Here is a 13,363-nt window from a genome sequence, read left to right as displayed (position 1 = left end):
CGGGACCGGTAGTGCCGGCCGCTGGCCGGCAATCGCGTGAAGCCGGCCGGCGGCCGGCTCTACCCCCCCACCCGGCGCAGGAACTCTTCGGCATCCATAGGCCGGCCCAGGTGGTAGCCCTGCAGCTGATCACACCCCAGTTCGCTCAGGTACTCGCGCTGCGCCTGCGTCTCCACGCCTTCGGCCACCACCTGCAGCTGCAGGGTCCGGCCCAGCGCGATGATCGACGACACGATGGCGGCATCCTCGTCGTTGCGTTCCAGGTCATGCACGAACGCGCGGTCGATCTTCAGTTCGGTGGCCGGCATGCGCTTCAGGTACAGCAGGCTGGAATAACCGGTGCCGAAATCGTCGATGGCAATGTGCACCCCCATTGCGGTCAGGTCGTTGAGAATCGCCAGGCTGGCGTCGACGTCCTTCATCGCGGTGGTTTCGGTGATCTCCAGGGTCAGCCGTGCCGGCTCGATCCGGTGCCGCTCCAGTGCCTCGCGCACGCTGTCCAGCAGGGCCGGCGAAGAGAACTGCAGTGGCGACAGGTTCACCGCCATCGACCATTGGGAATGTCCGGCATCGTGCCACGCACGCAGCTGTGCGCAGGCGCGGTCCAGTACCCAGTCGCCGATCGGCAGGATCAGGCCGCTGCGTTCGGCGATGGGAATGAACACATCCGGTGCCAGCAGGCCCAGCTCCGGGTGCTGCCAGCGCAGCAGGGCCTCGGCGCCGGTGGCCGGTGAACCCGCCGCGGGGAACTTGGGCTGGTAATGCAGCACCAGTTCGTTGCGCGTCACGGCCTTGCGCAGGTCCTGCAGCAGGCGCAGCTGGCGGTTGGCGCTGAGCTGCATCGACGGGGTAAAGAAGGTGTAGCCGTTCCGCCCGGTTTCCTTGGTGTGGTACATCGCCGCGTCGGCGTGCGCCATCAGCTCGCGCTCGTTGCTGGCGTCATCCGGGTACAGGGCGATGCCGAGACTGGCGCTGACCTGCAGTTCGGCGGCATCCAGGGAGAATGGTTCGCCGGCGGCGGCGATGATGCGTTCGGCCACCACCACCGCATCGTCCGGGGTGTCGATGGCCAGCACGATCACGAACTCGTCGCCGCCGAGGCGCGCGAACGTGTCCTGCGGCCGCAGCAGGCCGCCGATGCGCTGTGCCACCGCCACCAGCAGACGGTCGCCCAATTGGTGGCCGTAGGCATCGTTGACCGCCTTGAAGCCGTCCAGGTCGCAGAACATCACCGCCACGGCGCGGCCGCGGCGGCGCGCCTTTTCGATGGCCTGCTCGATGCGGTCCTGCAGCAGCATGCGGTTGGGCAGCTGGGTCAGTGGGTCATGCAGGGCGGCCTGGATCAGCTTGTCGTTGGCGTGTGCCAGTGAATCGGCCAGCAACCCGGTACGAACCCGCATCTGCCGATCGAACAGCGAGGCGACCAGGGCGATACCCAGGGTGGCTACGGTGGTGACGATCACCAGCACTGCCAGCCAGCGCGTGTCGATGCCGCCGCTGCCGACCGCGCCGCAGATGCTGCCCTCGGGGAAGCGTGCGGCGGCCATGCCGGTGTAATGCATGCCGACGATGGCCAGGCCCATCACCAGCGAGGCCAGTGCGCGCAGGCGCATGGTGTGGCGTTGCTCGGTACGCAGGCGGAAGGCGATCCACAGCGCCGCGCCGGCGGCACCGATGGCTACTGCAATGGAGGCGGCGAACCAGCCCGGGTGATAGTCGATACCCGGCTGCATGCGCATCGCGGCCATGCCGAGGTAGTGCATGGTGGCAATGCCCAGGCCCATCAGCACGGCGCCGGCCAGCAGTCGTCGCCACGGCAGGCTGGGCCGTGACACCAGCCACAGCGCATAGGCCGAAGCGCCGATCGACACGGCCAGCGAGTACAGGGTGATGCCGAGGTCGTAGCCGACCGGAATCGGCAGGTCGAAGGCCAGCATGCCGATGAAGTGCATCGACCAGATGCCCAGGCCCATTGCCGCTGCCCCCCCGGCCAGCCACCAGCGGGCCACACGGCCCTCGGCCGTGGCCAGGCGGCCAGCCATGTCCAGCGCCGTGTACGAAGCAAGAATGGCCACCAGCAGGGAGATGGCGACCAGGCTCTGACTGTAACTGCCAGTCATGTTGAATCCAGTGGGGGAGGGAGGGGCGCCCGCAAGGCGCACGCCCGCGACCCCTATCGGCGCGGGTGGGCGGGACTTGAGCGGTCGCAGCACCTGCGACCCGGCTCGGCTATCCTGCCACGCCTGTTCCCGTTGCTGGAAATCATCCGATGGCAAAAGCCCGCACCGCCTACGTCTGCAATGAATGCGGCGCCGAATTCAGCAAGTGGCAGGGCCAGTGCACCGAGTGCAATGCCTGGAATTCGCTGTCGGAGATCGTGCTGGAAAGCGCTGCGGCGGCCAAGGCGCCCGCGTCGCGCCGGGCCGGCTGGGCGGGCAAGATCGACCCGCCGAAGATCACCGCCCTGAAGGACGTGGAGCAGACCGAGCATCGCCGTGTCTCGACCGGCATCGGCGAGTTCGATCGCGTGCTGGGCGGGGGGCTGGTCGAGGGCGCGGTGGTGCTGGTCGGTGGCGACCCGGGCATCGGCAAGTCCACCCTGCTGCTGCAGGCGGTGGCGAAGATGGCGGCCGAGCTGCCGGTGCTGTACGTCACCGGCGAGGAGTCGCTGGCCCAGGTGGCCGGCCGCGCGCATCGTCTGGAGCTGCCGCTGGATGGCGTCAATGCGCTGGCCGAGACTGGCGTCGAGTCGATCCTGCAGCATGCGTCCAGGGCGGGCCCGCGGCTGATCGTGGCCGACTCGGTGCAGACCCTGTGGACCGAGAGCCTGACTGCCGCGCCCGGCTCGGTCAGCCAGGTGCGCGAGAGTGCGGCGCGGCTGGTGCGTTTCGCCAAGGAGACCGGCACCGCCGTGTTCCTGGTTGGCCACGTGACCAAGGAGGGCGGTATCGCCGGCCCACGCGTGCTGGAACACATGGTCGATGCGGTGCTGTATTTCGAAGGCGAGAGCGGCAGCCGCTTCCGCCTGCTGCGCGCGTTCAAGAACCGCTTCGGTGCGGTCAACGAGCTGGGCGTGTTCGCGATGGGTGACAAGGGCCTGAAGGAGGTCTCCAACCCGTCGGCGATCTTCCTGTCCGGTGGCAGCACCCATCAGCCGGGCAGCTGCGTGATGGTCACCCGCGAGGGTACCCGGCCGCTGCTGGTGGAAGTGCAGGCGCTGGTCGATGCGTCGCCGCTGTCGAACCCGCGCCGTGTCGCGGTTGGCCTGGAGCAGAACCGGCTGGCCATGCTGCTGGCGGTGCTGCATCGCCACGGCGGCGTGCTGGTGGGCGACCAGGACGTGTTCGTCAACGTGGTCGGTGGCATCCGCGTGCAGGAAACTGCTGCCGACCTGCCGGTGCTGCTGGCGGTGCTGTCCTCGCTGCAGGACCGGCCGCTGGCGGAAAAGACGATTGCGTTTGGCGAGGTTGGCCTGTCCGGCGAGATCCGACCGGTACCCAATGGCGAAGACCGCCTGCGCGAGGCCGCCACCCATGGTTTCAAGCGCGCCATCGTGCCCAAGGCCAATGCGCCCAAGGGCGGTTCGGTGAAGGGTATGGAAGTGATCGCTGTGGAGCGCCTGTCCGAGGCCATCGACGCAGCGTGATCGCGCCGGGCATGGCCCGGCGTCAGCACCGCGCACGTGGAATACGGCGGCCGGCACGGCAACGGTCAGCCTCCCTGTGCTAGTTTTTCCCGCTCGACGAAGGCGCCCTCTGGCGTCTTTCCGTGCCCAGGAGTAAACGATTACATGCAGGACACCGCGCTCACCGCCCCCAACGCCGAAATCCGTCGCGCCGGGGTCGATCTCAATGGACTGATGACGGTGCTGGGCAAGCACCTGTATTCCACCCCGGTGGTGGCGCTGCGTGAGCTGGTGCAGAACGCGCACGACTCGATCATCCGCCGCCGCATCGAACAACCTGGCGTCGAGGTGCCCTCGCGTATCGCGGTGCAGGTCGATGCCGCTGCCGGCGTGCTGCGCATCTCCGATACCGGCGCCGGCCTGACCCGTCAGGAGATCCATGACTACCTGGCGACCGTCGGCGTCGGCTACACCCGCGGCCTGCGCCAGGGCGGCGAGGACGATGAGGGCCTGATCGGCATGTTCGGCCTCGGCTTCCTGTCGGCCTTCGTGCTGGCGCGCCGGGTCAGCGTGCGCACCACATCTTACCAGACGCCGGAACTGGGCCATCTGTACGTGTCCAGCAACGCCGAGCAGTACACCGTCAGCGAAGTGCCGGCACGCGCGGTCGGCACCGAGGTGGAGCTGGAACTGCATCCGGACTTCCTGCCGCTGGCCAACGAGGCGCGCCTGCACGAGGTGCTGGGTCGCTACTGCGCGCTGCTGTCCGAGCCGATCTTCATCGGTGCTGCAGGCGAGGCGCTCAACCCCGAGCCGCCGCCGTGGCGTGGCCAGGGCGATGTGGCCCTGCATCCGGTGCAGGCGCGTCGCCAGGCGCTGCAGTTCGCGGCGCGTTTCGAACATGATTTCGAGCCGATCGTCACCGTGCCGCTGCGTGCCGATGGCAACAGCGATGCCACCGGCCTGCTGTGGGTGCAGGACGGTGCCACCTACGGCACCAGCGACAACCGCAACCTGTCGGTGTTCGTGCGCGGCATGCTGCTGGACGACGATGCGCGTGACCTGCTGCCGCCGTGGGCGGGCTTCATCGGCGGGGTGATCGAATCCTCGCGGCTCACGCCCACCGCCAGCCGCGAAGACCTGCAGCGCGACGACCAGTACCGTGCCGTGCAGCATGCGTTGCTGGAGGCGCTGATTGATGGCCTGGCCGACGTCGCGCGGCAGCAGCCGGAAGCGTGGCGACGTGTATTGAGCCGCCACAACGAGGCGCTGCTGGGCGCGGCGCTGTGCGATGACCGCCTGTTCGACCTGTTGCTGGAGCACGTGCGCGTGCCGACCTCGCAGGGCGACCTGCCTGCCAGTGCGCTGCCCGCACGCGGTGCCGTGCACGTGATCCTCGACAACGGTGGCGGCTTCGAGGAAATGCTGTTCCGCGCGATGGGCGTGCCGGTCGCGCATGGCCATCGCTATGCAGTAGTGCCGTTCCTGCGGCGCTGGGCCCAGGCCAAGGGGCTGCGTCTGGTCGAGCTCGGCACCGAGCAGGGCAACCGTGCGCTGTTCCGCAGCGATGACAGCCTCGACGAGGCGCAGCTGGCATGGCTGCGCGAGCAGCTGGGTGACGGCGAGCAATTGCTGCCGGCACGCTTCAGCCCGGAGGCGCTGCCGGTGGTGGTGGTGCCCGACCGCGAAGCCGAACTGAAGCAGCGCCTCGAAGACGACGAGAACGACAAGCGCGTTTCAATGGCGGCGCTGCGGCTGGCGCGGCAGTTCACGGCGCGCATCGAATCACGTGCACCCTCGCGGTTGTACCTCAACCTCGACAACCCGGCGGTGCAGGCGCTGCTGCGCGCCCAGCGCGACGGCCATCCGCAGGCCGAAGCCGCAGCGCGCCTGCTGCGCTCACTGAAGATCATCGTCGCCGCGCAGGGCCGTCCACTGGCCCGCGCGACTGCCACGCCCGGCCCGGATCTCAACGGCGCGTTCACCGATATCGCCGGTGCCCTGCAGCAGATGCTGCGCTGAGCACCGCATCCTCTCATCCAGCCTTCGCTAGACAGGAGTAATTACCCCATGGACATCTGGAACTGGGTCGAAAAACTGCAGGGCGACCTGCGCCAGGCCGGCCAGGCGCAGAATGCGCACCTGCTGAACCGCCTCGCCGACGAGGTGAGCGAACTGCGTGTCGACCGCGTCGACGCGCTGCTGCCCGAAGCGCGAGCGCTGGGCAAGGCGCTGGACAACCCGTGGGTCGACGTTTACGTCGGCCACTGGGCGCTGCGCAACCGCGTCGGCAACCGCGTCGAAGGCGAGAGCGCGCTGGGCGAAGCCGTGGCGCTGTTCGAGCGTGCGCATCGCGAGGACACTCTGGAATGCCCGCAGTCGATCTGCGTGACCCAGGACCTGGCCGCCTGCTACGGCAACATCGATGGCCCCGGCTGGGTGCCGGAGCGCATCGAGGTCTGCGACGAGACGCTGGGCCGCATCGATCCAAGCTGGGCCTGCTTCCAGTGCCTGAGCTGCGAAAAGGCCGATGCGCTGCTCGATGATGGCCGCGGCCAGGACGCACTGGATTACCTGCAGGTGCAGTCCGACGCGATCGAGGCCTGCGGCAAGGAAGTGTTCGACAGCTTCCCGGAGATGCAGATCAAGATCCTGCTGGGCATGGGCCGCGCCGAAGAAGCGCTGCTGCTGATCGAGAAGCGCGAGGCCGAAGTGGCCGCGTCCGGCGAGTACGAGCCGGCCAACTGCACGGTGCCGCGCCGCCTGTCCAAGGCGTGGGCGCTGGCCCAGCTGGACCGCGACGAAGAGGCCTTGCAGCAGCTGGTGCCGTGGAGCGAACTGACGCCTACCTACTGGCGGCTGTGGGCGAACACCGCCGCAGCGCTGTGCCGGCGCGATCCCGCACGCAATACCTGGGATCTGGGCACGCGCTTCAACACCATCATCGAACACTTTGCCGAGGTTGGCTCGCACCGCCTGCTGATCGAAGTCGCCGCGCTGAGCCTGGAGCTGGCCCTGCAGCGTGGCGCACGCTGGGTGGCGCTGCGCCAGCTGGAACTGGCGCGCATCCATCTGGCGCAGCTGCGCCAGGACCGAGGTGCGGCAGCGCTGGTGGCCGGCCTGGCGGCACGCATCGATGCCTTGCCGGATGTGGCGCCGCTGCCGGTGCCAGCCGCTGAACTACTGGTTTGGCTGAACGAGCAGGGAGAGCAGAACCAGTCGCGCGATCCCGAACGTGAGGCGCAGTGGCTGCTGCAGGCACAGGCGCAGCTGCCAGATGATGAGGCGCTGGCCGAGATGGCTGCCTCCGCGCTGAGCGCCTGTGGGGCGCAGACGGAAGCGCGCGCATTGCTTTGGCGATTCGTGCGCGCACACACACAGGATGATGGCCCGGCCGCCTACACGCTGATGCGCTGGCTGACCGAGCAGGGCGACGACGACGGCCTGCGCCTGCTGGCGGATACCTATCGCGGCACCGTGCCGGTGTTCGCGCACTGGTGCGAGGTGCAGCGCGCCCGCCGCGTGTCGGACTGGCCTGCGCTGGAGCAGGCCGCGCAGGCGCTGCTGGCGGCCTCGCCGGGCTCGCATGGCGCACGCGGTACGCTGGCGCGGATGTACATGGAAACCGGTCGCTTCAGCGAGGCGCAGGCATGCTATGCGCAGCTGGTGGAGTTGCTGGAAGAACCGAATGCCGCGCACTGGGACCACATGAGCGCGGCCAGCGCGGCACGCGACTGGGACGCGGTGCGTCGCTCGGCGGCCGCGATCGGCATGGAGCTGTCCAGCCAGGACGGCGTGGTCGAGGAGCCGTGGGGCTGGGTGATCATCCGCAGCGAAGAGAACGGCGAGCCGATGGAGTACTACGCGCGCCGCAGTGGCCCGGTCACCGCACGTATCGTTGAGAACGCGCCGGCCAACCGTACCCAGCAGGTCGGCGACTGGGTGGTGTTCGACGCTGCGCTGGTGCATCCGGCGCCGGAGGAAGAGGAAGCGCGCGAGCATTTCATCCCGACCTATGCGCAGGTGCATGTGCTGGAGCGCGGCGGCTTTGCCCGCAGCTGGCTGGTCGACGGCGCGCACCCGGGCGAAGATGCGTGGAATGCCTTTGTCGCAGTGGCCGAGGCGCAGGGCTGGCAGGTGTGGTCGCACAGCCGCGCGGACTACACCGTGACCGATCCGGACGAGAAGGAGGGCACGCTGCCGGGCCTGCTGTTCACCGTCGCCCAGCCGCAGGACCATGCACCGCTGGCCCTGCACCGCTTCCTGCAGCAGGAAACCGCGAAGTGGCCGCATCCGCATTGCTGGCTGCGGCTGGCCGAAGCCTGCGACCAGGATCGCCAGCCGCACCTGGACGTGAGCGAGCGTTCCGGGTTGAACGCCCGCCGGGCGGCGCGCGCGCCGGGCTGGGCCCGGCGCTACCCCACCCGATTCCGGTAGCGCCGGGCCATGCCCGGCGTCCCCCCACACAAGGAATGGAACACATGCGAAAGACAGGGATGTTCATGATCGCCGGGCTGCTGCTGGCCCCCGCCGTGCAGGCCGCGCCGGCCTGCCAGGATCCAGTGGCTGTCGCCCGTGCCTTCTACGAGGCAACCACCGGCAATGGCGATCTGCTGGCACCGCCGCCGGCGCTGGTCAGCCCGGGCTTCGGCAAGGCCCTGCGTGGCGAGCGCGCCTGCCAGACGCGCGAGGAAGGCATCTGCACCATCGATTCGGACCCGTGGCTGGATGCGCAGGATGGCGACATCGACAGCCCGGTGCGTTACAGCTGGAAAGAGGTCTCGGCGACGTCCGGCCAGGTCGAGATGCGCTATTCGGTATGGAAGAAGGCCTACGTGACCCGGTTGCCGATGGTGCGCCAGGGGCAGGGCTGCTGGCAGGTCGATGACATCCTCACCAACAGCGGCCGTTCGGTGCGGAAGATCCTGGCCCAGCCGGTGCCTTGAACCGCCTGCGGCATCCACGCAGGGTGCGGTCCTGTTGCCGGCCAGCGGCCGGTACTACCGGTGTGGGGGCCGACCGCGGGCCGGCACGCCGCTATCGCGAATGCCCGAACACCAGTTCGATCACGAACTGGCTGCCGAAGAACGCCAGCAGCAGCAACAGCATCGCCGCCAGCGTCCAGTGCACCGCCTTCATGCCGCGCCAGCCGTAGCGGCGACGGCCGATCAGCAGCACGCCGAACACGATCCACGACAGCACGCTCAGCACGGTCTTGTGCACCAGCTTCTGCGCCAGCAGGTCGTCGACGAACAGCACGCCGGTGACCAGGGTCAAGGTCAGCAGCGCGAAGCCGACGGTGATCACCCGGAACAGCAGCGATTCCAGATCCGCCAGCGGCGGCAGGGCGCGCAGCCACGGCCGGAACTCGCGGCGGCGCAGGGCGCGTTCCTGCAGCCACAGCATGATCGCCAGCAGCGCGGCGATGCTCAGCGTGGCGTAGGCCAGCAGCGCCAGCCAGGCGTGGCTGGCCAGGCGCCAGCCCAGCACCTTGCTCGGTTCGTGGCCGTAGCCGTGGTAGGCCAGCAGCAGTACCGCGGCCAGCGGGAACACCACCACGCCCAGTGCCGACATGCGCCCGCGCGCGCCGACCAGCGAGGTCAGCCACGCCATGCCCAGGCCGACCAGCGACAGCGCAGCGAAGAAGTGCATGTCCGGCCCGCCGTTGGTGCGCATCGCCACCATCACGTGGTAGCCGCCGTGCAGCAGCATCGCCGGCAGTGCGGGCCACAGCCAGGCGGGGGAGCCGGTGCTTTCATCGCGGCCAAGCGCACGCACCAGCAGGGCGCTGGCGGCCAGGTAGAGCAGGGCGGCGATGAGAACGATTAACATCGTTGCAGTTTCGCATACCCCTGCGGTGGTGGCGACGGCCCTGTGGTCGCAGTCCGGGGAGGGGAGCGGACCCGTTATACTGTCTGCCTTATTGTCCCCCGCTTGCAGACAGGTTGCGCCGCATGTTCGAGTCCCTGACCCAGCGCCTTTCCGGCACCATCGAGCGCCTGCGTGGCCGCGGCCGCCTGACCGAGGAGAACATCCGCGAGGCGACCCGCGAAGTGCGCATCGCGCTGCTCGAAGCCGACGTTGCGCTGCCGGTGGTGCAGGCCCTGATCGAGCGCATCAAGGTGCGCGCGGTCGGCCAGGAAGTGCTGAAGTCGCTGACCCCGGGCCAGGCCCTGATCAAGGTCGTGCGCGACGAGCTGACCGCGGTGATGGGCGCCGAAGCCAGCGACCTGAACCTCAATGTGCCCGCTCCGGCCATCATCCTGATGGCGGGCCTGCAGGGCGCCGGCAAGACCACCACGGTGGGCAAGCTGGCCAAGCACCTGAAGGAAAAGCGCAAGAAGAAGGTGATGGTGGTCTCGGCCGACGTCTACCGTCCGGCCGCGATCGAGCAGCTGAAGACTCTGGCCGAGCAGGTCGGCGTGCTGTTCTTCCCGTCCAGCGCCGACCAGAAGCCGGAAGCCATCGTCCGCGCCGCCATCGACGATGCGCGCAAGTCGTTCGTCGACGTGCTGCTGGTCGATACCGCCGGCCGCCTGGCCATCGACGAAGCGATGATGGCCGAGATCAAGGCCCTGCACGCGGCGGTGAACCCGGCCGAAACCCTGTTCGTGGTCGACGCCATGACCGGCCAGGACGCGGCCAACACCGCCAAGGCCTTCGGCGACGCCCTGCCGCTGACCGGCGTGGTGCTGACCAAGACCGACGGTGACGCCCGTGGCGGTGCCGCGCTGAGCGTGCGCTACATCACCGGCAAGCCGATCAAGTTCGTCGGTGTCAGCGAGAAGCCGGAAGGTCTGGACGTGTTCCACCCGGACCGTATCGCCAGCCGCATCCTGGACATGGGCGACGTGCTGTCGCTGGTCGAGCAGGTCGAGCAGCAGGTTGACAAGGACAAGGCGGCCAAGCTGGCCGAGAAGGTCGCCAAGGGCAAGAAGTTCGACCTGAACGACATGCGTGACCAGCTTGAGCAGATGCAGAACATGGGCGGCATCGGCGGCCTGATGGACAAGCTGCCGGGCCTGGGCAACATCCCCGACCATCTGAAGCAGCAGGTCAGCCAGGGCAAGGAAGTGCCGCGCATGATCGCCATCATCAGCTCGATGACCAAGAAGGAACGGCGCAACCCGAACCTGCTCAACGGCTCGCGCCGCGCGCGCATCGCCAAGGGCTCGGGCGTGACCCCCGCCGACGTCAACAAGCTGATGAAGCAGTACATGCAGATGGAAAAGATGATGAGCAAGATGGCCGGCGGCGGCATGAAGGGCATGTTGCGCAGCATGAAGGGCATGATGGGCGCCATGGGCGGCCGCGGCATGCCGTTCCGTTGATGGGTTGAGCCGCGGGCACGCGTCGTGGTCGGCGCGGCCTGCGTAGAGTCGAGCTTGCTCGACTGCTGTTGCTGGTCCAGTCGAGCAAGCTCGACTCTACCCCCGTCCTGCGCGCACCATGGGGGCCTGTCCGAAACGATGGGCCGTCATGCAGAGTTCCGCTGTATCTGTATCTTCCCGCGTCGAGGCGTTCTGCCGGCGCTTTGGCGTTTCCGTTCCGATCCTGCTGGCCCCGATGGCCGGCGCCTGCCCGGTGCCGTTGTCGGCCGCGCTGGCCAATGCCGGCAGCATGGGGGCGATGGGCGCAGTGCTGTCGTCATCGGCCGATATCGGCCACTGGATGGATGACTTCCGCGCTGCCTCGACGGGCCCCGCACAGGTGAACCTGTGGGTGCCGGACCCGGCACCGACCCGTGATGTCGCCGCTGAAGCCGCCAGTCGCGCCTTCCTCGCGCAGTGGGGCCCGGACGTGCCGGCCAGCGCCGCCGATGCCACGCCCGCCGACTTCGAAGAACAGTTCGCTGCACTGCTGGCCGCGCGCCCGGCGGTGGCCTCGACCATCATGGGCGTGCTGCTGCCGCGCCACGTGCAGCAGTTGAAGGATGCCGGCATTGCCTGGATTGCCTGTGCGACGACCTTGTCCGAAGCGCGCGCGGCACAGGATGCCGGTGCCGATGCAGTGGTCGCGCAGGGGGTGGAAGCCGGTGGTCATCGCGGTTCCTTTGATCCGGCGATGGCCGAGCGTCAGCTGGTCGGCCTGTTTGCGTTGTTGCCGCGCCTGGCCGATCACCTGCAGATTCCGGTGATCGCCGCCGGTGGCATCGCCGATGGCCGCGGCATTGCTGCCGCACTCACCCTGGGGGCCAGCGCCGTGCAGATCGGCACCGCCTTCCTGCGCACGCCCGAAGCGGCGATCGCTTCGGCGTGGTCCGATGGGCTGGCCGCCAGCGAACCGGAAGACACCTGGCCGACCCGCGCCTTCAGTGGTCGCCTGGGCCGTGGCCTGGCGACACCCTATGTGCGCGCCGCCGCTGCGGAAGGCGCCCCCGCGCCGCGTCCGTACCCGGTGCAGCGCGGGCTGACCGCGCCGATGCGCAGGCAGGCCGTGCAGGAAAACCGCCTGGCCGCGATGCAGGCCTGGGCCGGGCAATCAGCGTGGATGGCCCAGGCACAGCCCGCTGCCGACGTGCTGCGTGATATGTGGAAACAGGCGCAGGCGCTGCTGCGATGACGCTGACCTGCAACGGCCAGCCGGCGCAGGTGAAGGATCTGCTGCCGGCGCTGGTGAACTACGGCCACTTCACCTCGCTGCAGGTGCGGGGCGGAGCGGTGCAGGGGCTGGACCTGCATCTGGCGCGGCTGTCGCAGGCGACCCGCGAACTGTTCGGCAGCGAACTTGATACGGCGCAGGTGCGGGGTTGGATGGCGCAGGCCCTGCAGCAGGCGGCGCTGTCCGATGCCTCGCTGCGGGTGACGGTGTACTCGCGCCACTTCGATTTCCGCAATCCGCTGGCGGCCGTACCGGTGGACGTGCTGGTGGCGGTGTCCGCGCCGGTGGCGCTGACCGCACCGAAGCGGGTGCGCAGCGTGGTGTGGCAGCGCGAGCTGCCGCAGATCAAGCATGTGGGCACCTTCGGCCTGTTCGCCGAGCGTCGCGCGGCGATGGCGGAAGGATTCGACGATGTGCTGTTCGTGACCGCCGATGGCGACGTGAGTGAGGGCAGCACCTGGAACCTGGCCGTTCACGATGGTGAGCGGCTGCGCTGGCCGCAGGCACCGGCCCTGCGCGGTACCGCCGAGACGTTGTTGAAGCAGCATTGGCCGGGCGCACAGGCCACGCAGCAGTTGCGGCTGGCGGACATGGCCGGTATGAACGCCGCTTTTGCCTGCAACGCCAGCGGCCTGTGGGCGCTGGACGCCATCGACGGGCATGTCCTGCCCGGCTCGCAGGCACTGGCTGAACAGGGCAGGGCAGTTCTGGCGGCGGTGGCTTGGGACAGATTGGGGTGAAAACCCCCGTCGGGCATGGCCCGGCGCTGCCGTGAAGGCGGATTCACCCCGGGGTTGGCTCGGCCGGGCTCTGCCGCTATAATCGCCCGCTTACCTCGCCATCCTGGCGACTGGGCAATAGGAAAAACACCATGGTCAAGATTCGACTGACCCGCGGCGGCGCCAAGAAGCGTCCGTTCTACCACATCATCGTCACCGACGTGCGCAGCGCGCGCGACGGCCGCAACATCGAGCGCGTTGGCTTCTACAACCCGGTCGCCCAGGGCGCCGAGAAGCGCATCGAGCTGGACCTGGCCCGCGTTGACCATTGGGTCAAGAACGGCGCCCAGCCGACCGACAAGGTCCGCAACCTGATCAAGGAAGCGACCAAGTCCCAGGCCGCTGCGGCCTGATCCTG

The 13,363-nt window shown here is 68.7% G+C and carries 9 protein-coding genes and 1 pseudogene; 8 read left to right on the top strand and 2 right to left on the bottom strand.

Going from position 1 to position 13,363, the window contains the following annotated elements:
- Positions 1-59: 59 nt before the first annotated feature.
- Entirely contained in the window at positions 60-2,120 is a 2,061-nt protein-coding gene (locus tag V3B46_RS05525) for a putative bifunctional diguanylate cyclase/phosphodiesterase (RefSeq protein ID WP_329891327.1), read from the bottom strand.
- Positions 2,121-2,269: 149 nt separating this feature from the next.
- Here V3B46_RS05525 and radA point away from each other — a divergent pair, with 149 nt between their 5' ends.
- The 4 genes and pseudogenes from radA to V3B46_RS05505 all read left to right on the top strand — a co-directional run bounded on the left by radA (position 2,270) and on the right by V3B46_RS05505 (position 8,571).
- Positions 2,270-3,646, top strand: coding sequence for a DNA repair protein RadA (gene radA, locus V3B46_RS05520; protein WP_005408586.1), 1,377 nt, complete (start codon positions 2,270-2,272; stop codon positions 3,644-3,646).
- A gap of 144 nt (positions 3,647-3,790) precedes the next feature.
- The gene (locus tag V3B46_RS05515; RefSeq protein WP_329891326.1) at positions 3,791-5,647 is read left to right on the top strand and encodes an ATP-binding protein; all 1,857 of its coding nucleotides are present in this window, start codon (positions 3,791-3,793) and stop codon (positions 5,645-5,647) included.
- Positions 5,648-5,695: 48 nt separating this feature from the next.
- A pseudogene (locus tag V3B46_RS05510) lies at positions 5,696-7,999 on the top strand (tetratricopeptide repeat protein); the annotation flags it as partial.
- 107 nt (positions 8,000-8,106) lie between these two features.
- Positions 8,107-8,571, top strand: a complete 465-nt coding sequence (locus tag V3B46_RS05505; RefSeq protein WP_154262794.1) for a YqhG/Tai3 family protein — start codon at positions 8,107-8,109, stop codon at positions 8,569-8,571.
- A gap of 91 nt (positions 8,572-8,662) precedes the next feature.
- Here V3B46_RS05505 and V3B46_RS05500 read toward each other — a convergent pair whose 3' ends face one another.
- Positions 8,663-9,457, bottom strand: coding sequence for a cytochrome C assembly family protein (locus tag V3B46_RS05500; protein ID WP_032127560.1), 795 nt, complete (start codon positions 9,455-9,457; stop codon positions 8,663-8,665).
- A gap of 122 nt (positions 9,458-9,579) precedes the next feature.
- Between V3B46_RS05500 and ffh the strand changes: the two genes are divergently transcribed.
- The 4 genes from ffh to rpsP all read left to right on the top strand — a co-directional run bounded on the left by ffh (position 9,580) and on the right by rpsP (position 13,358).
- On the top strand, positions 9,580-10,956 hold the full coding sequence (gene ffh / locus V3B46_RS05495; protein WP_005408591.1) for a signal recognition particle protein: 1,377 nt from the start codon (positions 9,580-9,582) through the stop codon (positions 10,954-10,956).
- A gap of 148 nt (positions 10,957-11,104) precedes the next feature.
- Entirely contained in the window at positions 11,105-12,187 is a 1,083-nt protein-coding gene (locus V3B46_RS05490; RefSeq protein WP_329891325.1) for an NAD(P)H-dependent flavin oxidoreductase, read from the top strand.
- Complete coding sequence (locus V3B46_RS05485) at positions 12,184-12,966, top strand: aminotransferase class IV family protein (protein ID WP_329891324.1); 783 nt, start codon at positions 12,184-12,186, stop codon at positions 12,964-12,966. The genes V3B46_RS05490 and V3B46_RS05485 overlap by 4 nt, the downstream gene beginning before the upstream one ends.
- A 131-nt stretch (positions 12,967-13,097) precedes the next feature.
- Complete coding sequence (rpsP, locus tag V3B46_RS05480) at positions 13,098-13,358, top strand: 30S ribosomal protein S16 (RefSeq protein ID WP_005415733.1); 261 nt, start codon at positions 13,098-13,100, stop codon at positions 13,356-13,358.
- Positions 13,359-13,363: the final 5 nt, after the last annotated feature.

The sequence above is a fragment of the Stenotrophomonas sp. SMYL11 genome (assembly GCF_036320005.1).
Lineage (GTDB): Bacteria > Pseudomonadota > Gammaproteobacteria > Xanthomonadales > Xanthomonadaceae > Stenotrophomonas > Stenotrophomonas maltophilia_A.
This window is presented reverse-complemented; position numbering and strand designations above follow the sequence as displayed.